Origin of the sequence: Mesorhizobium sp. Root554, assembly GCF_001427025.1 — a bacterium.
In the GTDB taxonomy this organism is placed as follows: domain Bacteria; phylum Pseudomonadota; class Alphaproteobacteria; order Rhizobiales; family Rhizobiaceae; genus Mesorhizobium.
In genome coordinates this window covers 1-20,886 of the sequence record NZ_LMGA01000002.1, presented here as the reverse complement: position 1 = coordinate 20,886, position 20,886 = coordinate 1, and the positions used below count along the sequence as shown (strand labels likewise).

At 61.9% G+C, this 20,886-nt stretch carries 17 protein-coding genes, 1 tRNA gene and 1 pseudogene; 3 read left to right on the top strand and 16 right to left on the bottom strand.

The features are described from left to right. Positions 1-129: 129 nt before the first annotated feature. The 3 genes from fusA to rpsL all read right to left on the bottom strand — a co-directional run bounded on the left by fusA (position 130) and on the right by rpsL (position 3,156). A complete protein-coding gene (gene fusA / locus ASD44_RS18055) occupies positions 130-2,220 on the bottom strand; it encodes an elongation factor G (RefSeq protein ID WP_056116534.1) in 2,091 nt (696 codons plus the stop codon). Positions 2,221-2,251: 31 nt separating this feature from the next. Continuing rightward, positions 2,252-2,722, bottom strand: coding sequence for a 30S ribosomal protein S7 (gene rpsG / locus ASD44_RS18050; protein ID WP_056116530.1), 471 nt, complete (start codon positions 2,720-2,722; stop codon positions 2,252-2,254). 62 nt (positions 2,723-2,784) lie between these two features. After that, entirely contained in the window at positions 2,785-3,156 is a 372-nt protein-coding gene (gene rpsL / locus ASD44_RS18045) for a 30S ribosomal protein S12 (protein ID WP_056105400.1), read from the bottom strand. Positions 3,157-3,645: 489 nt separating this feature from the next. Between rpsL and ASD44_RS18040 the strand changes: the two genes are divergently transcribed. From ASD44_RS18040 to ASD44_RS18030, 3 genes are all read left to right on the top strand, one after another. Continuing rightward, complete coding sequence (locus ASD44_RS18040; protein ID WP_056116527.1) at positions 3,646-3,939, top strand: hypothetical protein; 294 nt, start codon at positions 3,646-3,648, stop codon at positions 3,937-3,939. Positions 3,940-3,952: 13 nt separating this feature from the next. Further along, positions 3,953-5,077 carry a PLP-dependent cysteine synthase family protein gene (locus ASD44_RS18035; protein WP_056116525.1) on the top strand — a complete coding sequence of 375 codons (1,125 nt, stop codon included), beginning with the start codon at positions 3,953-3,955 and terminating at the stop codon, positions 5,075-5,077. Between the two features lie 88 nt (positions 5,078-5,165). After that, positions 5,166-6,101, top strand: coding sequence for a Gfo/Idh/MocA family oxidoreductase (locus tag ASD44_RS18030; protein WP_056116520.1), 936 nt, complete (start codon positions 5,166-5,168; stop codon positions 6,099-6,101). Between the two features lie 3 nt (positions 6,102-6,104). Here the strand turns inward: ASD44_RS18030 and ASD44_RS18025 are convergent, their stop codons facing one another. The 13 genes and pseudogenes from ASD44_RS18025 to ASD44_RS18265 all read right to left on the bottom strand — a co-directional run. Then, positions 6,105-6,638 carry a methylated-DNA--[protein]-cysteine S-methyltransferase gene (locus tag ASD44_RS18025; RefSeq protein ID WP_056116540.1) on the bottom strand — a complete coding sequence of 178 codons (534 nt, stop codon included), beginning with the start codon at positions 6,636-6,638 and terminating at the stop codon, positions 6,105-6,107. Further along, entirely contained in the window at positions 6,628-7,377 is a 750-nt protein-coding gene (locus ASD44_RS18020; protein ID WP_056116517.1) for a 2OG-Fe(II) oxygenase, read from the bottom strand. The genes ASD44_RS18025 and ASD44_RS18020 overlap by 11 nt, the downstream gene beginning before the upstream one ends. 182 nt (positions 7,378-7,559) lie before the next feature. Continuing rightward, positions 7,560-11,756, bottom strand: coding sequence for a DNA-directed RNA polymerase subunit beta' (gene rpoC / locus ASD44_RS18015; RefSeq protein WP_056116537.1), 4,197 nt, complete (start codon positions 11,754-11,756; stop codon positions 7,560-7,562). Between the two features lie 126 nt (positions 11,757-11,882). Continuing rightward, on the bottom strand, positions 11,883-16,019 hold the full coding sequence (rpoB, locus tag ASD44_RS18010) for a DNA-directed RNA polymerase subunit beta (protein WP_056116514.1): 4,137 nt from the start codon (positions 16,017-16,019) through the stop codon (positions 11,883-11,885). Positions 16,020-16,275: 256 nt separating this feature from the next. Further along, complete coding sequence (gene rplL, locus ASD44_RS18005) at positions 16,276-16,653, bottom strand: 50S ribosomal protein L7/L12 (RefSeq protein WP_056116511.1); 378 nt, start codon at positions 16,651-16,653, stop codon at positions 16,276-16,278. A gap of 52 nt (positions 16,654-16,705) precedes the next feature. After that, a complete protein-coding gene (gene rplJ / locus ASD44_RS18000; protein WP_056116508.1) occupies positions 16,706-17,224 on the bottom strand; it encodes a 50S ribosomal protein L10 in 519 nt (172 codons plus the stop codon). 383 nt (positions 17,225-17,607) lie between these two features. Further along, positions 17,608-18,306 carry a 50S ribosomal protein L1 gene (rplA, locus tag ASD44_RS17995; RefSeq protein WP_056116505.1) on the bottom strand — a complete coding sequence of 233 codons (699 nt, stop codon included), beginning with the start codon at positions 18,304-18,306 and terminating at the stop codon, positions 17,608-17,610. 4 nt (positions 18,307-18,310) lie between these two features. Next, on the bottom strand, positions 18,311-18,739 hold the full coding sequence (gene rplK / locus ASD44_RS17990; protein WP_056116503.1) for a 50S ribosomal protein L11: 429 nt from the start codon (positions 18,737-18,739) through the stop codon (positions 18,311-18,313). Between the two features lie 217 nt (positions 18,740-18,956). Further along, positions 18,957-19,496, bottom strand: coding sequence for a transcription termination/antitermination protein NusG (gene nusG, locus ASD44_RS17985; protein WP_056116500.1), 540 nt, complete (start codon positions 19,494-19,496; stop codon positions 18,957-18,959). Between the two features lie 24 nt (positions 19,497-19,520). Next, positions 19,521-19,736: a preprotein translocase subunit SecE gene (gene secE, locus ASD44_RS17980; RefSeq protein WP_056116499.1), complete on the bottom strand. Its 216-nt coding sequence runs from the start codon at positions 19,734-19,736 to the stop codon at positions 19,521-19,523. A gap of 334 nt (positions 19,737-20,070) precedes the next feature. Next, positions 20,071-20,146: transfer RNA gene (locus ASD44_RS17975), tRNA-Trp, on the bottom strand. A 64-nt stretch (positions 20,147-20,210) separates the two neighbouring features. Further along, positions 20,211-20,690 (bottom strand): group II truncated hemoglobin, encoded by a 480-nt coding sequence (locus ASD44_RS17970; RefSeq protein ID WP_056116496.1) that lies wholly within the window; start codon positions 20,688-20,690, stop codon positions 20,211-20,213. 108 nt (positions 20,691-20,798) lie between these two features. Beyond that, positions 20,799-20,886: pseudogene (locus ASD44_RS18265) on the bottom strand (elongation factor Tu); the annotation flags it as partial.

Sequence of the window (20,886 nt, the reverse complement as noted above, 5' to 3'; positions counted from 1 at the left end):
AACGTGACCAATCGTGCCAATGTTCACATGAGGCTTATTACGCTCGAATTTACCTTTTGCCATGTGAGGCCTCCATTCTTGCTAGCCCGTTCGGGCGTTGATTCACTTTATCAATGTAACCCGTTGGGATTACGCGTATTTCTTCTGAACTTCCTGAGCGACGGCAGTCGGCACAGGCTCGTAATGGTCGAACTGCATCGTGTACTGGGCGCGGCCCTGCGACATCGAACGCAGATTGTCGACGTACTTGAACATGTTGGCCAGCGGCACCATGGCATTGACGACGACGGCCACGCCGCGCGTCTCCTGGCCCTGGATCTGGCCGCGGCGGCTGTTCAGATCGCCGATGACGTTGCCGACGTAGTCTTCCGGCGTCACCACCTCGACCTTCATGATCGGCTCCAGCAGCTGCACGCCGAGCTTAGGGGCAGCTTCGCGGAAGGCCGCGCGCGAGGCGATTTCGAATGCCAGCACCGAGGAGTCGACATCATGGAACGCACCGTCGATCAGCGTCGCCTTGACGCCGATCATCGGGAAGCCCGCGAACGGACCCGACGACATGATGCTGCCGATGCCCTTCTCGACGCCTGGGATGTATTCCTTCGGCACCGCACCGCCGACGATCTTGGACTCGAATACGTAGTCCTCGCCCTCTGCGTTCGGCTCGAAGATCAGCTTGACGCGGGCGAATTGGCCCGTACCGCCGGTCTGCTTCTTGTGGGTGTAGTCCTGCTCGAAGGTGCGCGTGATCGTCTCGCGATAGGCCACCTGCGGCGCGCCGACATTGGCCTCAACCTTGAACTCGCGGCGCATGCGGTCGACGATGATGTCGAGGTGGAGTTCGCCCATGCCGGCAATGATGGTCTGACCCGATTCCTCGTCGGTCTTGACGCGGAAGGACGGATCCTCGGCAGCCAGACGATGCAGCGCCAGGCCCATCTTTTCCTGGTCGCCCTTGGTCTTCGGCTCGATGGCGATCTGGATGACCGGCTCGGGGAATTCCATGCGCTCGAGGATAACAGGCTTCAGCGGATCGCAGAGCGTGTCACCGGTGGTGGTTTCCTTGAGGCCAGCCAGGGCGACGATGTCGCCAGCGAAGGCCTCTTCGATGTCGGCGCGCGAATTGGCGTGCATCTGCAGCATGCGGCCGATGCGCTCCTTCTTGCCCTTGACGGTGTTGTCGAGCGAAGCGCCCTTGACCAGCTTGCCCGAATAGATGCGAGCGAAGGTGAGCGAACCGACGAACGGATCGTTCATGATCTTGAAGGCGAGCATCGACAGCGGCTCGTTGTCATCGGCGTGACGCTCGATCTCGGCGTCGGTCTTGGCGTCCACACCCTTGATGGCCGGAACTTCGGCCGGGGACGGCAGATAATCGACAACGGCGTCGAGCAGCGGCTGAACGCCCTTGTTCTTGAAGGCCGAGCCGCAGAACATCGGGAAGAACTTGACCGCGATGGTGCCCTTGCGGATCAGCGCGCGCAGCTCGTCATTGGACGGGAATTTGCCTTCGAGATAATTCTCAAGCGCGGTCTCGTCCATTTCGACGGCGGCTTCGATCATCTTCTCGCGGAATTCTTCGGCTTTCGCCTTGAGGTCAGCCGGGATCTCGACAACGTCCCAGGCAGCGCCCAGCGTCTCGTCGCGCCAGACCAGCGCGTTCATCTCGACCAGATCGACGACGCCCTTGAATTCGGTCTCCGCGCCGATCGGCAGCTGCATGACGACAGCCTGCGCGCCAAGGCGCGAGCCGATCATCTCGACCGAGCGATAGAAATCGGCGCCGATCTTGTCCATCTTGTTACAGAAGATCATGCGCGGCACGTGATACTTGTCGGCCTGGCGCCAGACCGTCTCGGTCTGCGGCTCCACGCCGGCGTTGGCGTCGAGCAGAGCGATAGCCCCGTCGAGCACGCGCAGCGAACGCTCGACTTCAATGGTGAAGTCGACGTGGCCGGGGGTGTCGATGATGTTGAAACGGCGCTTCTTGCCGTCGCGGCCTTCCCAGAAGGTGGTGGTCGCAGCCGACGTAATGGTGATGCCGCGTTCCTGCTCCTGCTCCATCCAGTCCATGGTGGCAGCGCCGTCGTGCACTTCGCCGATCTTGTGCGACTTGCCCGTGTAATAGAGGACGCGCTCGGTCGTCGTCGTCTTGCCGGCGTCGATATGCGCCATGATGCCGAAGTTGCGGTAGTCTTCGATTTTAAATTCGCGGGCCATGCTTACTGCCTCTTTATCCTACGTTCCGCGCTTACCAGCGGTAATGCGCGAAAGCGCGGTTGGCTTCCGCCATCTTGTGGGTGTCTTCACGCTTCTTCACGGCGGTGCCGCGGTTGTTGGCCGCGTCCATCAGCTCGCCGGAGAGGCGGTCGACCATGGTGGTCTCGTTACGGTTGCGGGCGGCGGTGATCAGCCAGCGGATCGCCAGAGCCTGACGGCGCTCGGGACGCACATCGACCGGAACCTGATAGGTGGCGCCGCCGACGCGGCGCGACCGCACTTCCACATGCGGCGCGACATTGTCGAGCGCCTGATGGAAGACCGTGACCGGCTCCTGCTTGGTCTTGGCCTGCACCTGGTCGAGCGCGCCATAGACGATGGTCTCGGCGACCGACTTCTTGCCGTCATACATGACGGCATTCATGAACTTGGTGACGATCAGATCGCCGAACTTCGGGTCCGGGTTGATCTCACGCTTTTCTGCACTGTGACGACGGGACATGGCTCTTGTCTCTCAATCTCGCTAGCCCGGCGCACAAAAAAAGCGCCGAAGCCGGAAAACCCTTACTTCGGACGCTTGGCACCGTATTTCGAACGGCGCTGTTTGCGGTTTTTAACGCCTTGCGTGTCCAGCACACCTCGGATGATGTGATAGCGCACGCCCGGAAGGTCCTTCACGCGGCCGCCGCGGATCATGACCACGGAGTGTTCCTGAAGGTTGTGGCCTTCGCCGGGAATGTAACCGATCACTTCAAAGCCGTTGGTCAGACGAATCTTCGCAACCTTGCGCAGAGCCGAGTTCGGCTTCTTCGGCGTCGTCGTATAGACGCGCGTGCAGACGCCCCGCTTCTGCGGGTTCTGCTGCATGGCCGGGACCTTGTTGCGCGTCGCCGGCGCAATGCGCGGCTTGCGGATCAGCTGGTTGACGGTAGGCATTAAACCCTCTTGTCTCTCAATTCCGTGTCTCAAGCCCGTTCCGGGCAGCTTCAAGCGTCATCACCGTATGCCATCAGCTCATACGCAAATTCGGGCCGCAAACCGCGTCTTGCGGTTCTGCCCGAACAAACAGCAGAGGAAGCGGAACCCGCTTCGTGCACGCCGGCAATGTCTTTTCGCTCGTAAAACGAACCCTGTTTGAGGCAAACTCCAAGGCGCGACGCCTTGAAAAGAAAAGCCTCACATCGGCTCAGACTGGGCGGCTTCTACTCGTAACACCGCCGACCGTCAACCCCGCGCCCGCCAAATATTGCGCCATAACGGTCCTTGGCCAGCGCTTGGCAGCCATGCGGGAAACGCATGTAATTTTCTTTCTTTCCCTTGCAAGGGCGAGGAAGAAAGTGTCCCGATTTTATCTGTCGCCTCCCGCAGCTTCATGCGAAAAGGGCGGCAACAGCAATTTTCGGCTTCGGCCGGCAGGAATCAGCCATGAAAGAGCCTGTCAACGACAATGAAGACCGCCCGGTCACCATCATCACCGGCAGGGTGTGGCGGCGCAAGGGCGGCGCGTCGGAAGGCGTGCATGTGATGCTGGTGGCGCCCGACGACGATTCGGCGGTCCGCCGCGCGCTGGAATCACTCGCCGCGGAAGGTTACGCCGAGGCCGAACTCGACCAGATTGGCGACCTGCAAGGCGAACCGGACGAAGAGCCGCACATGTCGGCCTATCAGGGCGCACTCGAAGGCGAAGTCTCCATCGTCACCTTCGACGAGCCGATTTGAGCGGCAACCCGGCATGAGCGCACATGACGGCCAGGAATGCACCGAATCGCGCGGCTGGGTCGACCGGGCCATCGCCGCAATCGAATCGGACCAGCGGCGGTCGGCCGATACGCATCTGTGGAAGCTGGACCTGCCCGCCTATCCCGGCATCGACATCTATCTGAAGGACGAGTCGACACATCCCACCGGCAGCCTGAAGCATCGGCTGGCGCGTTCGCTGTTTCTCTACGCGCTGTGCAACGGCCACATCCGCGAGGGAACGCCGGTGATCGAGGCATCGTCGGGCTCGACCGCCGTGTCGGAAGCGTATTTCGCCCGCATGATCGGCGTGCCGTTCTATGCGGTGATGCCGCGCACCACCTCGTCGGAAAAGGTCGCGGCAATCGAACATTATGGCGGCAAGCGCCACTTCATCGATGAGGGCCATCGCATCTACGAGGATTCGGCGGCGCTGGCGGCGCGGCTTGGCGGCCACTTCATGGACCAGTTCACCTATGCCGAGCGGGCGACCGACTGGCGCGGCAACAACAACATTGCCGAATCGATCTTCGAGCAGATGCGGGGCGAACGATTCCCCTGCCCTTCCTGGGTGGTGATGAGTGCAGGCACGGGCGGCACGACGGCAACCATCGGCCGCTATATCCGCTACAAGCGCCACTCGACCCGGCTGTCGGTCGCCGATGTCGAGCGCTCCGCCTTCTTCGAAGGCTATGCCACCGGAAACCGTGATTGCCGCTGCGGACAGCCCTCACGCATCGAGGGCATTGGCAGACCGCGCGTCGAGCCGTCCTTCGTGGCGGGCGTCATCGACCATATGGTCCGGGTGCCGGATGCCGTCTCGCTCGCCGCGATGCGGGTTCTGTCGCGCAAGCTCGGCCGCCGCGTCGGCGGCTCGACCGGCACCAACTTCGTGGCGGCCTGCTTCCATGCGGCGCGCATGGCGGCCGCTGGCGAAGCCGGCTCCATCGTGACGCTGATCTGCGATTCCGGCGAACGCTACGCCAACACCTACTATTCGGACGAATGGCTGCGAGCAGCGGGGCTGGACCCCTCGCCTTTCGAACCGCTGATGGAAGCGTTCCTGGCGGGTGGCGCGCTCGACATCGCTATCGAAGAGAGCAGCGGCCCGACAAGCTGAGCACCGCACGGCCCGTCCGCGACGGCCGCTTGCCGGCCCGCCGCATTCTGCTAAGACCGCTCGCAATGCAAATTCGAGGGAGCATTCCTTGCAAGGCACATCCGGCCCCATCCGCATCGGCATCGTCGGCGTCGGCAAGATCGTGCGCGACCAGCATCTGCCCGCTCTCGCCAAGGACGTAGGGTTCGACCTGATCGCCGCAGCCAGCCGCCACGGCAAGGTCGACGGCATTCCAAATTTTTCCACCATCGAAGCGATGCTGGATGCCGTGCCCGAGCTCGAAGCCGTCTCGCTGTGCATGCCGCCGCAGTTCCGCTACGACGCGGCGCGCACCGCGCTGGAAGCGGGCAAGCATGTCTTCCTTGAGAAGCCGCCCGGCGCCACGGTCAGCGAGGTGGAACATCTGAAGGCGTTGGCCGCGAAAAATGGCGTATCTCTGTTTGCGAGCTGGCATTCGCGTTATGCGCCGGCGGTTGAAGCGGCAAGAGCGTTCCTCGCATCGGCAAAGCTGCAATCGGCGGCGATCATCTGGAAAGAGGATGTGCGTCGCTGGCATCCGAACCAGGACTGGATCTGGCAGCCCGGCGGCTTCGGCGTGTTCGATCCCGGCATCAACGCCCTTTCCATCGCCACCCATATCCTGCCGCCGATGTTCATCGCCGAGGCTGTCCTCGACTTTCCGCAAAACCGCGACGCGCCGATTGCAGCGCAAGTGGCTTTCCGTACATCGACCGGCCTCCCCGTGACGATGGATCTCGACTGGTTGCAGACTGGCCCGCAGAGCTGGGACATCGTCGCCGAGACTGATCGGGGACAGATGGTGCTTTCCAGCGGCGGCGCGAAACTCGCCATCGGAGGCAACGCTGTGCAGGATGAGCCGGAAGCGGAATACCCGCTGCTTTACCGGCGTTTTGCGGAGATCACCCATGCCGGCATCTCAGATGTCGATCTGGCGCCGCTGCAGCACGTGGCCGACGCCTTCATGCTGGGCAAGCGCAACGTCGTCGAGGCATTCGAGGACTGATCCTCAGCGGCGCGCGTGACGCTGTTCGTGATCGAGCAGCCAGCGCTTGCGTTCGATGCCGCCGCCATAGTTTGTCAGCGACCCATCGGCACCGACGAGACGATGGCAGGGAACGACGATCGACAGCGGATTGGCGCCGTTGGCATGGCCCACAGCGCGCGCCGATCGCGGTTTGCCGAGCTTTTCCGCGAAAGCGCCATAGCTGAACGTCTGGCCGGGTTCTATGCGTCGCAGTTCGGTCCATGCCCTGTTCTGGAAAGGCGTACCGTCAAGCCCGATACGGATCGTATCGAGCGTCGAGAGATCGCCAGCGAAATAGGCGGCAAATGCCGCTTCGATTTCGGCAGATGCGGGCAAGACGACACGCTTTTCTCCTTGGATGCCGCGTTTTCGCAGCCAGCGCTCCATCCGATGTTCGCAGTCGGAGAATTCGGCCATGCACAGAGCGCCATCTGCATTGACAGCCAATGTCAGGCCGCCGAGCGGCGTGGCGATCGAAGCGAAAGTGAGCGGCCTTAGGGCTGAACTATCGAGCATCATGGAAGATAATCCCTACCGTATGGCGAAGGCCGCCGCGGATACGGCTCACGCCATGGCGCAGATTGACGCGATAGTCGCCTTTCGTCCCCCGCACCGGGCGGTTATAAACCGCAAAAGCGACGGCATCGCCCTGCCTCAGCGGCACGACTTCGACACGGCTCTGCATCCGCGGGCGCTGTTCGGTCAGCACGAATTCACCGCCCGTGAAATCGCGCCCGGGCTGCGACAGCAGGATCGCCACCTGGATCGGAAAGGCGAGATCGCCGTAGAGATCCTGATGCAGGCAGTTGAAGTCGCCTTCCCTGTACCGCAGCAGCAAGGGCGTCGGCCGTGTCTGCCCGGCACGATGGCACAGATCGAGATAGTCCTGGTGCTGAGGCGGATAGGATTGGCCGAAACCCATGCGCGCATTCCAGCCGTTGGCGACTTTGGCGAGACGCGGATAAAGCGCCGAACGCAAGCTGTCCAGAAGGTTTGGCAAGGGGTAGCTGAAGTAGCGGTATTCGCCCTTGCCGAAGCCGTGGCGCGCCATGACGACATGGCTGCGGAAGTGTTCTTCCTGCTCGTACAGAGCGGCCAGTTCGGCGCATTCCTCAGCGGTGAGCAGATTTGGAATGACGGCGCAGCCATGACCGTCCAGTTCGGATGCGAGCGCCGGCCAGTCATAGCCGGCGACGCGTTTCGCCCCGGATTCGGCTGCCTGCTCGACCGGGGCGATTTCGGCGATCTGGTTCATGACGTGCTCCTGTCGTGAAGCACCGACAATTCGCGCGGGCGAGACGGTGCATGTAACCGTCAGCTAAACTCTGAAGACGGGAACCGCATTCCGTTTCTTGCAAAGGTGGCGGCGCCCGGTGATACGCCGACAAAGAAAAGGGGCCCGTGCGGGCCCCTTTCCAGTTCGATAATCGAAACCGCTTACTGCGCCGCGGTCGTCATGTCGGTCAGCATCGGCTCGGCGACTTCCGCGCCCGAGGCCTTGCGGCGCTCGTCGAGGATGAGTTCGTCGCGCGCGGTGGCGATGCGCCGTATCGCGCTCATCTGTCCGCCGGTGCCGGCCGGGATCAGGCGGCCGACGATGACGTTTTCCTTCAAGCCCTGCAGCATGTCGGTCTTGCCGGCAACCGCGGCCTCGGTCAGCACCCTGGTCGTCTCCTGGAAGGAGGCGGCCGAGATGAAGGACGGCGTCTGCAGCGATGCCTTGGTGATGCCGAGCAGAACCGGCAGGCCTTCGGCCGGCTTCTTGCCGTCCTCGACCAACCGCTCGTTGATCTCGTCCAGCTCGATCACGTCGACATGGTCGCCCGGGATGTAGGTCGAGTCGCCCTGCACGGTGATTTCCACCTTCTGCAGCATCTGACGCACGATCACCTCGATGTGCTTGTCGTTGATCGACACGCCCTGGAGACGATAGACTTCCTGGATCTCGTTGACGAGGTAGGAAGCCAAAGCCTCCACGCCCTTGATCGCCAGGATGTCGTGCGGCGCCGGGTTGCCGTCGAGGATGTAGTCGCCCTTCTCGATGACGTCGCCGTCCTGAAGATGGAATGGCTTGCCCTTCGGGATCAGGTATTCGACCGGCTCAAGCGTCGAGTCATGCGGCTCGATGATGATGCGGCGCTTGTTCTTGTAGTCGCGGCCGAAGCGGATCGTGCCATCGATCTCGGCGATGATGGCGTGATCCTTCGGACGACGAGCCTCGAACAGTTCGGCAACGCGCGGCAGACCGCCGGTGATGTCCTTGGTCTTGGCGCTTTCCATCGGGATACGCGCAAGCACGTCGCCTGGACGGACCATTGCACCCGGCTCGACCGAAAGAATGGCCTCGACCGAGAGCAGGAAGCGGGCGTCTCCACCCTTCGACAGCTTGCCCACCTTGCCCTTGGCGTCCTGCACGACCATAGCCGGCTTGAGATCGTTGCCGCGCGGCGTGGACCGCCAGTCGATGACCTCGCGCTTGGTGATGCCGGTGGATTCGTCGGCGGTTTCCTGTACGGAAATGCCGTCGACCAGATCCTCGAACTGCACCCTGCCCTCGATTTCGGTGAGGATCGGACGCGTGTAGGGATCCCACTCGGCGATACGCTGGCCGCGCTTCACCTTGTCGCCATCGTCCACGAAGATGCGCGAACCATAGGTGACGCGGTGCGTGGCGCGTTCCTTGCCGGCCTCGTCGAGGATCAGCACCGCCATGTTGCGGCCCATCACCACGAGGTTGCCGTCGGAATTGCGAACCACGTTGCGGTTGCGGATTTCGACCTTGCCCTCATAGGAGGCTTCAAGGAACGAGCTATCCACCACCTGCGCGGTGCCGCCCATGTGGAAGGTACGCATGGTGAGCTGGGTGCCCGGCTCGCCGATCGACTGCGCGGCGATAACGCCGACAGCCTCGCCCTGGTTGACCGGAGTACCACGGGCCAGATCGCGGCCGTAGCAGACCGCGCACACGCCGGTCCTGATCTCGCAGGTCAGCGCCGAGCGGATACGGACCGACTGCACGCCGGCCTTTTCGATCTGCTCGATATCGCGCTCGTCCATGAGCGTGCCCGCCTTGACCAGCACTTCGCCCGAAACCGGGTGCGTGATGTCGTCAAGCGAGGTACGGCCGAGAACGCGCTGGCCAACGGAAGCAACGACCTGACCGGCATCGACGATCGGCTGCATGGTGAGGCCCTTATCGGTGCCGCAATCGACCGAATTGACGATGCAGTCCTGCGCCACGTCGACAAGACGGCGGGTCAGGTAGCCTGAGTTCGCCGTCTTCAAGGCGGTATCGGCCAGACCCTTGCGGGCGCCGTGGGTCGAGTTGAAGTACTCGAGCACGGTGAGGCCTTCCTTGAAGTTCGAGATGATCGGGGTCTCGATGATCTCGCCGCTCGGCTTGGCCATCAGGCCGCGCATACCGGCAAGCTGGCGCATCTGCGTGGGCGAACCGCGCGCGCCGGAGTGCGACATCATGTAGATCGAGTTCATCGGCTTCTGGCGGCCATTATCGTCGAACTCGACCGCCTTGATGCGGCCCATCATCTCGTCGGCGACCTTTTCCGAGCATTTGGCCCAGGCGTCGACGACCTTGTTGTACTTTTCGCCCTGCGTGATCAGGCCGTCATTGTACTGCTGCTCGTATTCCTTGGCCAAAGCCTCGGTATCGGCGACCAGCTTTTCCTTGGCGGCCGGGATAAGCATGTCGTCCTTGCCGAACGAGATACCGGCGCGGCAGGCATGGCCGAAGCCGAGCGCCATGATGCGATCGCAGAAAATGACCGTCTCCTTCTGACCGCAATGGCGGTAGACGGTGTCGATCATCTTGGAGATGTTCTTCTTGGTCATCTCCTGGTTGGCGGTGTCGAACGGCACGTTGACGTTCTTCGGCAGCAGTTCGCCGATGATCATGCGGCCGGGGGTCGTGTCGTGAATCTTCGACACTTCGTTGCCCTCGGCATCAACCGTGCGGAAACGTCCCTTGATCTTGGCGTGCAGCGTGACGGCCTTGGTCTCGAGCGCGTGCTGGAGCTCGCCCATATCGGCAAACGCCATGCCCTCGCCCGGCTCGTTCTGATTGACGATCGAGAGGTAGTAGAGACCGAGAACCATGTCCTGCGACGGCACGATGATCGGCGCACCGGAAGCCGGGTGCAGGATGTTGTTGGTCGACATCATCAGCACGCGGGCTTCGAGCTGCGCTTCCAGCGACAGCGGCACGTGGACCGCCATCTGGTCGCCGTCGAAGTCGGCGTTGAAGGCCGTGCAGACCAGCGGGTGAAGCTGGATCGCCTTGCCTTCGATCAGGATCGGCTCGAACGCCTGGATGCCGAGACGGTGCAGCGTCGGCGCACGGTTCAGCAGAACCGGGTGCTCGCGGATCACCTCGTCCAGGATATCCCAGACTTCCGGACGCTCCTTTTCGACCAGCTTCTTGGCCTGCTTGACGGTCGAGGAATAACCCTTGGCGTCGAGACGGGCGTAGATGAAGGGCTTGAACAGCTCCAGCGCCATCTTCTTCGGCAGGCCGCACTGGTGGAGCTTCAGCTCCGGACCGGTGACGATGACCGAGCGGCCGGAATAGTCGACGCGCTTGCCGAGCAGGTTCTGGCGGAAACGGCCCTGCTTGCCCTTGAGCATGTCGGACAGCGACTTTAGCGGACGCTTGTTGGCGCCGGTGATGACGCGGCCACGGCGGCCGTTGTCGAACAGCGCGTCGACCGCTTCCTGCAGCATGCGCTTTTCGTTGCGCACGATGATGCCAGGCGCGCGAAGCTCGATCAGGCGCTTCAGGCGGTTGTTGCGGTTGATGACGCGGCGATAGAGGTCGTTCAGGTCGGACGTCGCGAAGCGGCCGCCATCCAGCGGAACCAGCGGACGCAGGTCCGGCGGGATGACCGGGACGACCTTCATGATCATCCATTCCGGGCGATTGCCGGATTCCATGAAGTTCTCGACGACCTTGAGCCGCTTGAGGAACTTCTTCTGCTTCAATTCCGACGTGGTGGTGGCCAGGTCCGAACGCAGGTCGCCCGCGATCTTCTCCAGGTCCATGCCGGCCAGCAGATCGTGGATCGCTTCGGCGCCGATCATCGCAGTGAAGCTGTCCTCGCCATATTCATCGACGGCCAGCATGTACTCTTCTTCCGAGAGCAGCTGGTTTTCCTTCAGCGCGGTCAGGCCGGGTTCGGTGACGATGTAGTTCTCGAAATACAGGACGCGTTCGATGTCCTTCAGCGTCATGTCGAGCAGCGTGCCGATGCGGCTCGGCAACGACTTCAGGAACCAGATATGGGCGACGGGCGCAGCCAGCTCAATGTGGCCCATGCGCTCACGGCGCACGCGTGACAGCGTGACTTCGACGCCGCACTTCTCGCAGATGACGCCCTTGTACTTCATGCGCTTGTACTTGCCGCACAGGCATTCGTAATCCTTGATCGGACCGAAAATGCGCGCGCAGAACAGGCCGTCACGCTCGGGCTTGAACGTGCGGTAGTTGATCGTCTCCGGCTTCTTGATCTCACCGAACGACCAGGACAGAATCTTCTCAGGGCTGGCGAGCGAAATCCGGATGGAATCGAACACCTGCGCCGGCGCCTGCGGGTTGAAGAGATTCATGACCTCTTGGTTCATGCCATTCTCCTTTGCGGGGTCCTCGAAACCCCTTTGCATTTAACTGCGGACGCGAAATCCGCTTGAATCGGCCTGAGGCCGGAATTGGGCGACCGCGGAACGCTCCGCGGTCGTAAATGCCTGCCGTTATTCGGCGGCGTCGGGCAGCCGTTGCGCCGTATCGTCGATCTTGGTGTTTTCCAGCTCGACGTTGAGGCCCAGCGAACGCATTTCCTTGACGAGAACGTTGAAGCTCTCCGGGATGCCAGCCTCGAAAGTGTCGTCGCCACGCACGATGGCTTCGTAGACCTTGGTGCGGCCGGCCACGTCGTCCGACTTCACCGTCAGCATCTCCTGCAGCGTGTAGGCGGCGCCGTAAGCCTCGAGCGCCCAGACCTCCATTTCGCCGAAGCGCTGGCCACCGAACTGCGCCTTGCCGCCCAGCGGCTGCTGGGTGACGAGCGAGTACGGACCGATCGAACGCGCGTGGATCTTGTCGTCCACGAGGTGGTGAAGCTTGAGCATGTAGATGTAGCCCATCGTCACCTTGCGATCGAACGGCTCGCCGGTACGCCCGTCATAGAGCTGCGACTGTCCGGACGTATGAAGACCGGCCTGTTCCAGCATCTCGTTGATGTCGGCTTCATGCGCGCCATCGAACACCGGGGTGGCGATGGAAACGCCGCGCCGCATCTGGTCGCCGAGGCGAACGATGGACTCGTCGTCATAATCGCGAACCGGCTCGTTGCGGTCGTTGGCAGGGATGATGTCCTCGATGGTCTTGCGCAGCGGCTTGACGTCGCCGCCAGCCTTGTAGGCATCGACCAGCTCGCCGATCTTCCTGCCCATGCCGGCGCAAGCCCAGCCCAGATGCGTTTCCAGGATCTGGCCGACATTCATGCGCGACGGCACGCCCAAAGGATTGAGCACGATATCGGCATGGGTGCCGTCCTCGAGGAACGGCATGTCCTCGACCGGAACGATCCGCGACACGACACCCTTGTTGCCGTGACGGCCGGCCATCTTGTCGCCGGGCTGCATCTTGCGCTTCACCGCGACGAAGACCTTGACCATCTTCATGACGCCGGGAGGCATTTCGTCGCCGCGCTGCACCTTCTCGACCTTGTCCATGAAGCGCTGCTCGAGCGCCTTCTTGGAATCGTCGTACTGGCCGCGCAGCGCTTCCAGTTCGCCCTGGAGCTTTTCGTTGTCGAGCGCGAACTGCCACCACTGCGAACGCGGATATTCGTCAAGGATTTCCTTGGAGAGCTTGGTGCCCTTCTTGAAGCCCTTCGGCCCCGCGATGGCTTCCTTGCCGGCCAGCATGTCGTTCAGGCGCGAATAGACGTTGCGGTCCAGAATGGCCTGCTCGTCATCACGGTCCTTGGCGAGACGCTCGATTTCCTCGCGCTCGATGGCCATGGCGCGCTCGTCCTTCTCAACGCCGTGGCGATTGAAGACGCGCACTTCCACAACCGTGCCGAAGGTGCCCGGAGGCATCCGCATGGAGGTGTCACGGACATCGGAGGCCTTTTCGCCGAAGATGGCGCGCAGAAGCTTCTCTTCCGGCGTCATCGGGCTCTCGCCCTTCGGCGTGATCTTGCCGACCAGGATATCGCCCGGCTGCACTTCCGCGCCGATATAGACGATGCCGGCTTCGTCGAGGTTCTTCAGCGCCTCTTCCGAAACGTTCGGAATGTCGCGCGTGATTTCCTCCGGACCCAGCTTGGTGTCGCGGGCCATGACCTCGAACTCCTCGATGTGGATCGAGGTGAAGACGTCGTCGGCGACGATGCGCTCGGAAAGAAGGATCGAATCCTCGTAGTTGTAGCCGTTCCACGGCATGAACGCGACGAGCACGTTGCGGCCGAGCGCCAGATCGCCAAGCTCGGTCGATGGACCGTCGGCGATGATGTCGCCCTTGTTGACCCGGTCACCCATGCGAACCAGCGGACGCTGGTTGATGCAGGTGTTCTGGTTCGACCGCTGGAACTTCATCAGCCGGTAGATATCGACGCCGGACTTGCCGGGATCGAGGTCTTCCGTGGCGCGGATGACGATACGGGTGGCGTCCACCTGATCGACGATGCCACCGCGGCGGGCGCCGATGGCGGCGCCGGAGTCACGGGCGACGATCGGCTCCATGCCGGTGCCGACGAACGGAGCCTCGGCGCGCACCAGCGGCACGGCCTGACGCTGCATGTTCGAGCCCATCAGGGCGCGGTTGGCGTCGTCGTTCTCGAGGAACGGGATCAGCGCGGCTGCGACCGACACCATCTGCTTGGGCGAAACGTCCATCAGGTCGACGTTTTCGCGCGGCGCCATCATCACCTCGCCGGCGTTACGGCAGATGACGAATTCGTCTACGAAGCCGCCATTCTTGTCGAGCTCGGCGTTGGCCTGGGCGACGTGGTGCTTGGCCTCTTCCATGGCGGAGAGGTAGACAACCTCGTCGGTCAGCTTGCCATCGACGATCTTGCGGTACGGGCTCTCAATGAAACCGTACTTGTTGACGCGCGCGAAGGTCGCCAGCGAGTTGATCAGGCCGATATTCGGGCCTTCCGGCGTCTCGATCGGGCAGATGCGGCCGTAGTGGGTGGGATGCACGTCGCGCACTTCGAAGCCGGCGCGCTCGCGTGTCAGACCGCCCGGTCCAAGCGCCGACAGGCGGCGCTTGTGGGTGATCTCCGACAGCGGGTTGGTCTGGTCCATGAACTGCGAGAGCTGCGAGGAACCGAAGAACTCGCGCACGGCGGCGGCCGCCGGCTTGGCGTTGATCAGATCCTGCGGCATGACGGTGTCGATCTCGATCGACGACATACGCTCCTTGATGGCGCGCTCCATGCGCAGCAGGCCAACGCGATACTGGTTCTCCATCAGCTCGCCGACCGACCGCACGCGGCGGTTGCCGAGATTGTCGATGTCGTCGATCTCGCCCTTGCCGTCGCGCAGTTCGACCAGCGTCTTGACCACGGCAAGGATGTCTTCCTTGCGCAGCACGCGGACCGTGTCCTCGGCCTTGAGTTCCAGACGCATGTTCATCTTGACGCGGCCGACAGCCGACAGGTCATAGCGCTCACTGTCGAAGAACAGCGACTTGAACATGGCTTCCGCCGTTTCCAGCGTCGGCGGCTCACCCGGGCGCATGACGCGGTAGATGTCGAACAGCGCGTCCTGACGGCTTTCGTTCTTGTCCACGGCAAGCGTGTTGCGGATATAGGCGCCGACATTGACGTGGTCGATGTCGAGGATCTGGATTTCCTTGTCGCCCGCTGCAAGCAGCACCTTCAGCGTCTTTTCGTCGATTTCGTCGCCGGCCTCGAGGAAAATCTCGCCGGTGGCGAAGTTGACGATGTCTTCGGCGAGATAATTGCCGAGCAGATCCTCGTCGGTTGCCTTGATCGCCTTCAGACCCTTTTCGCCGAGCTGCTTGGCCTGGCGGGCGGTGATCTTCTTGCCTGCCTCGACAACAACTTCGCCGGTATCGGCGTCGACCAGGTCGCCAACGGCCTTCAGGCCGCGGAAACGATCGACGTTGAAGGGAATGCGCCAATGATCGCCGGCGCGCTTGTAGGTGATCTTGTTGTAGAAGGTCGAGAGGATTTCCTCGCCGTCCATGCCCAGCGCCATCAGCAGCGACGTCGCCGGAATCTTGCGGCGACGGTCGATGCGGGCGTGCACGACGTCCTTGGAATCGAACTCGATGTCGAGCCACGAACCACGATAGGGAATGACGCGCGCGGCAAACAGAAGCTTGCCGGAAGAGTGCGACTTGCCCTTGTCGTGGTCGAAGAAGACGCCCGGCGAACGGTGCATCTGCGAGACGATGACGCGCTCGGTGCCGTTGACGATGAAGGTGCCGTTCAGCGTCATGAGCGGCATATCGCCCATGTATACGTCCTGCTCCTTGATGTCCTTGATGGACTTGGCGCCGGTATCCTCATCGATATCGAACACGATCAGGCGCAGCGTCACCTTGAGCGGCGCGGCATAGGTCAGGTCGCGCTGACGGCATTCGTCAACGTCAAACTTCGGCGCCTCGAACTCATACTTGACGAACTCCAGCATCGAAGAGCCGGAAAAATCCTGGATCGGGAAGACCGACTTGAAAACGGCCTGCAGTCCTTCGTCCGGACGCCCGCCCTTGGGCTCGTCCACCATCAGGAACTGGTCATAAGACGCCTTCTGAACCTCGATGAGGTTCGGCATCTCCGCAACTTCAGGAATCTTTCCGAAGAACTTGCGTACGCGTCTGCGGCCATTGAAAGTCTGGGTCTGGGCCATCGTCGCTCCTTCACTGCCTCTCGGGCATTGCCCTCTGGGGGCTCGTTCACGTGACGGACCTCGCCGCGGTCCGCCTCTGTCTGCCGGCCGCATCACTGCAGCCCCTGTCCAATGCCCGCAGCGGTGACGGCGGGCAAAAACGGTAAAAACCCGTTTCCTGAAAGCCGTATCCGGCCCTCAGGAAAGAGGTTCTCCCAACTTCCCCTCAACGCGGGGACCGGCGGACGGACGAACCGTCCGCCGGAAACCACACCGCTTACTTCAGGTCGACCTTGGCGCCGGCTGCTTCCAGCTGGGCCTTGATCTTGTCGGCGTCGGCCTTGGAAACAGCTTCCTTGACCGGCTTCGGAGCGGCCTCGACCAGGTCCTTGGCTTCCTTGAGGCCCAGGCCGGTGATGGCGCGCACTTCCTTGATGACGTTGATCTTCTGTGCGCCGGCGTCGGTGAGAATGACGTCGAATTCCGTCTTCTCCTCAGCCGGAGCGGCGGCAGCGCCACCGCCAGCAGCGGCGGCAGCCGCCACCGGAGCAGCAGCGGAAACGCCCCACTTTTCTTCCAGAAGCTTCGACAGCTCAGCCGCCTCGAGGACGGTCAGGCTGGAAAGGTCGTCAACGATCTTTGCGAGATCAGCCATTTTAATTTTCCTTTAGTTGGTTCGAACGTGTTGTTTGATAGTGAGGAACGGCCTACGCCGCCTCGTCCTTCCGGGCATAAGCGCCGATGACGCGCGCGACCGAAGACGCAGGCGCATTGACGATCTGGGCGATCCGGGTTGCCGGCGTGACGATCATGCCAACCAGCTTGGCGCGCAGCTCATCGAGCGACGGCAGCGAGGCGAGCGCCTTCACACCGTCGGCGTTGAGCGAGGTGGTGCCCATCGCGCCGCCGAGAATGACAAGCTTGTCATTTCCCTTGGCGAAATCGGACGCAACCTTCGGCGCCGCAATCGGATCCTCCGAATAGGCGATCAGCGTCTGTCCCTTGAACAGGTCGATGATGCTTTCGGATTCCGTACCCTGAAGAGCGATTTTGGCGAGACGGTTCTTCGCGACTTTGACGGTGCCGCCGGCTGAGCGCATCTTCGTACGAAGATCGTTCATCTGCGCGACGGTGATACCGGCGTAGTGGGCCACGACCACTGATCCGGCGCCCTTGAAGGCGTCGTTCAGGCCCGTGACGAGTTCGCGTTTTTCCGCTCTGTCCACTGCCTATCTCCAGTTGACCCCTGCCCCATGCATTCGGAACAGGCGTCGGTTGCCTTTTGCCGGGCGGGCTCTTCCATTTCTGGATCACCCGAACGGCGGTTCAGAGGATCCTGCCCCCTTTCCCGACGGTCCGGTCACCCGGAGCCGCGCAAAAAGGCAAACACGGTTCGAACCTTTCATCGGAGCATCCGCTCCTTTGTCCGGTCGTCACCCGTCTCATGCAGGCCATGCGATTAAGGCCGTGGCTGAAAAGCTTCGGGCCGCCTGCAATCTCGGACAGGATTTGCCGGACATCTTTCGATTTCCGGCATCCGGGCCCGATATTCTGGGCCTGGAATTCTACAACAGATCAGCCTCTTACGGGGCGATCCAAATCAAACGAATCAGGACGCTGCGAGCGTCGAGACGTCCAGCTTCAGGCCCGGACCCATCGTCGAGGTGACCGACACCTTCTTGACGTAAACGCCCTTGGCGCCAGCCGGCTTGGCCTTGTTCACAGCGTCGGTGAAAGCGCGGATGTTTTCCTCCAGCGCCTTGACCTCGAACGATACCTTGCCGATGCCGGCCTGAACGATGCCGGCCTTCTCGACGCGAAACTCGACTGCGCCGCCCTTGGAAGCCTTGACGGCCGCGGCGACGTCCGGGGTCACGGTGCCGACCTTCGGGTTCGGCATCATGCCGCGCGGGCCGAGAACCTTGCCCAGACGGCCAACCAGCGGCATCATGTCCGGCGTGGCGATGCAGCGATCGAAATCGATCGTGCCCTTCATGACGATGTCGACGAGCTCTTCAGCGCCGACGATGTCGGCGCCCGCAGCCTTTGCCTCATCAGCCTTGTCACCACGGGCGAACACGGCGACGCGCACGGTGCGGCCGGTGCCGTTCGGCAGATTGACGACGCCGCGGACCATCTGGTCGGCGTGGCGCGGATCAACGCCGAGATTCATGGCGATCTCGACGGTTTCGTCGAACTTCACCTTCGAACGGTCCTTCAACAGGGTCAGGGCCTCGCCGAGCGCGTAGGCCTTGTTGGGATCGACGCCCTCGCGGGACTGGGCAATACGCTTTGCAATCTTGGTCATGATCTCAGCCCACCACTTCCAGGCCCATCGAACGGGCGGAACCCTCGACCATACGCATGGCCGCCTCGATGTCGTTGGCGTTCAGGTCCTTCATCTTCTGCTCGGCGATAGCGCGAACCTTGTCGCGGCTGATCTTGCCGGCGCCGACCTTGCCCGGCTCCTTGGAGCCCGACTTGAGGTTGGCGGCCTTCTTCAGGAAGTAGCTCACCGGCGGCGTCTTCATGACGAAGGTGAACGACTTGTCCTGGTAATAGGTAATCACGACGGGGATGGGCGAACCCTTCTCCATCTCCTGGCTCTGCGCGTTGAACGCCTTGCAGAACTCCATGATGTTGATGCCACGCTGACCAAGCGCCGGGCCGATCGGGGGCGACGGCGTCGCCGATCCCGCGGAAACCTGGAGCTTGAGCTGGCCTGCAATTTTCTTAGCCATCTCTAATTCCTGCCTTCTTTCATGCCGGCTCCCTCTTTGAGGACAATGCCGGCGGTTGCAGTCCGGTGGTGCGGTCCGGGCAACCGGCTAAGCCGCCCTCGCCTCCCACCTGTTTTTCCAAGCGCCAGACCTTCGAACCCGCTTGGGCTTGCGTCCAGACACTTGCACGGCGCCCGAAGACGCCACCATCCATCCGCCTTGCGGCGAACGGAACCAGTCAGCCCTTTTCGACCTGACCGAACTCCAGATCGACGGGCACAGCACGCCCAAAGATCGAAACTTCCACCTTGAGGCGGGCGCGCTCCTCGTCCACTTCCTGGACGAAGCCGTTGAACGAGGCGAACGGACCGTCTGACACGCGAACGGACTCGCCGATCTCGAACGTGACCGAAGGCTTCGGCCGCTCCACGCCTTCCTGCACCTGATGCAGGATGCGCTCGGCCTCCTTGTCGGTGATGTGCATCGGCTTGGCCGTATGCTTGTCCTCACCCAGGAAACCCGTCACGCGCGGGGTATTCTTCACCAGGCTGATAACCGCGTCGGTGAGCTCGGCCTTCAACAGCACGTAACCCGGAAAGAACTTGCGCTCCGCATCGACCTTCTTGCCGCGGCGTACTTCCACCACCTTCTCGGTGGGCACGACGATCTGTTCGATCTTGTCGCTCAGGCCCTTCTGCTTGGCCTTGTTTTCAATGTCTTCGGCGACCTTCTTCTCGAAGTTCGAATAGGCGTGAACGATATACCACCGCGCAGTCATATGTAATTCCCCGTAGTGGCAGTCTTACTGGCCGATGCCGACGCCGAGACCGAGCAACTTCTCGATCGCGAAACCCATGATCATGTCAGCGCTGAAGAAGAACACCATCGCGATCAACGCGAAAACCAGAACCATGACCGTCGAAATCATGGTTTCACGCCGCGAAGGCCAGGTAACCTTTGCGGTTTCCGTCCTCACCTGCTGGAGGAAGACGAAAGGGTTCAGTGTCTTCGAAGCCATTAGCCGCTCTGCTTTCAAGGTCCGTTGGCCGGACCTCCTGGATGATCCCGCGGGCCGGGACGTGCCGCATGGACAATCGTTGCCGCAGATGTTGCAGCCGCTTTATCCATGCAAATCGGACGCGTAAAGCCGATCTCTCAGCTCCACGCGTCGCGTGTCTGTCGTGCCTACATAAAACCGATTCTTGATCCACGCAAGTGGCAACAACCCGCTTTATGCCCAAACGCCGCATCGGAACCATCCAGTCGTTCCGTCCCGGCTATGGACGCTTCTATGCCCTAGAAAGGCAGATATGGCAAGCTTTTCGCTATGTTCAAGTGCAAGCCATGAGAAATGGCAGGGGCAGTAAGGCTCGAACTTACGACCTGCGGTTTTGGAGACCGCCGCTCTACCAACTGAGCTATACCCCTATTCGGCTGCTTCATTTCACAAAGATGTTCGCGTTTCAAGAACCGAGAGTGGTTTTCGAACGCCTCATTTCTTGGAAGGCGGTTGATAAGGCCCGCCGGGAACGCCCCAGCCCCATTTCGGCATGGGCTCGTTGAGCTCGGGATCCGCGCCATCCTGCGAATTCAGCCTTGCGAGCCGCGTGCCCCATTCAAGATAGGCGACAAGCGCCGAGCGGAATTCGGGGTCGTCGGGCAATCCGACCTCGTCGGCCGCATCGAGAAGCAACGCGATCCATTGCCGGCGCTGATCTTCGGTCAGGTGGCGCCCAAGGTGATGCCTGATCATCGCAGCATGGCCACCGAGCTTGTCGCTGTAGATTGCCGGTCCGCCGAAAACCTCGCCGATGAAGGCTGCGACATGCGCGGGATGATCGCCCGACATATGGCGAAAGATCGGCTCCAGGAGCGGATCGGCCAGAACCTTGTCGTAAAAAATGCCGGTCAGGCGATTGAGCGCTTCGGCTCCCCCTACCCAGTCGTAAAGCGTCGGCACGTCCGTGGTCATCGCAATCTCCTCGCTCGCGGAGCAGCATATGGGAATGGAAAGAGCGCCTTGAAATAGAAAGGGCGACCCGAAGGCCGCCCTTTCCGATAGTGCCTGTCGTTTTCTTTGTTACTCGACGATGCTTGCGACGATACCGGCGCCGACGGTGCGGCCGCCTTCACGGATGGCGAAGCGCAGCTTCTCCTCCATGGCGATC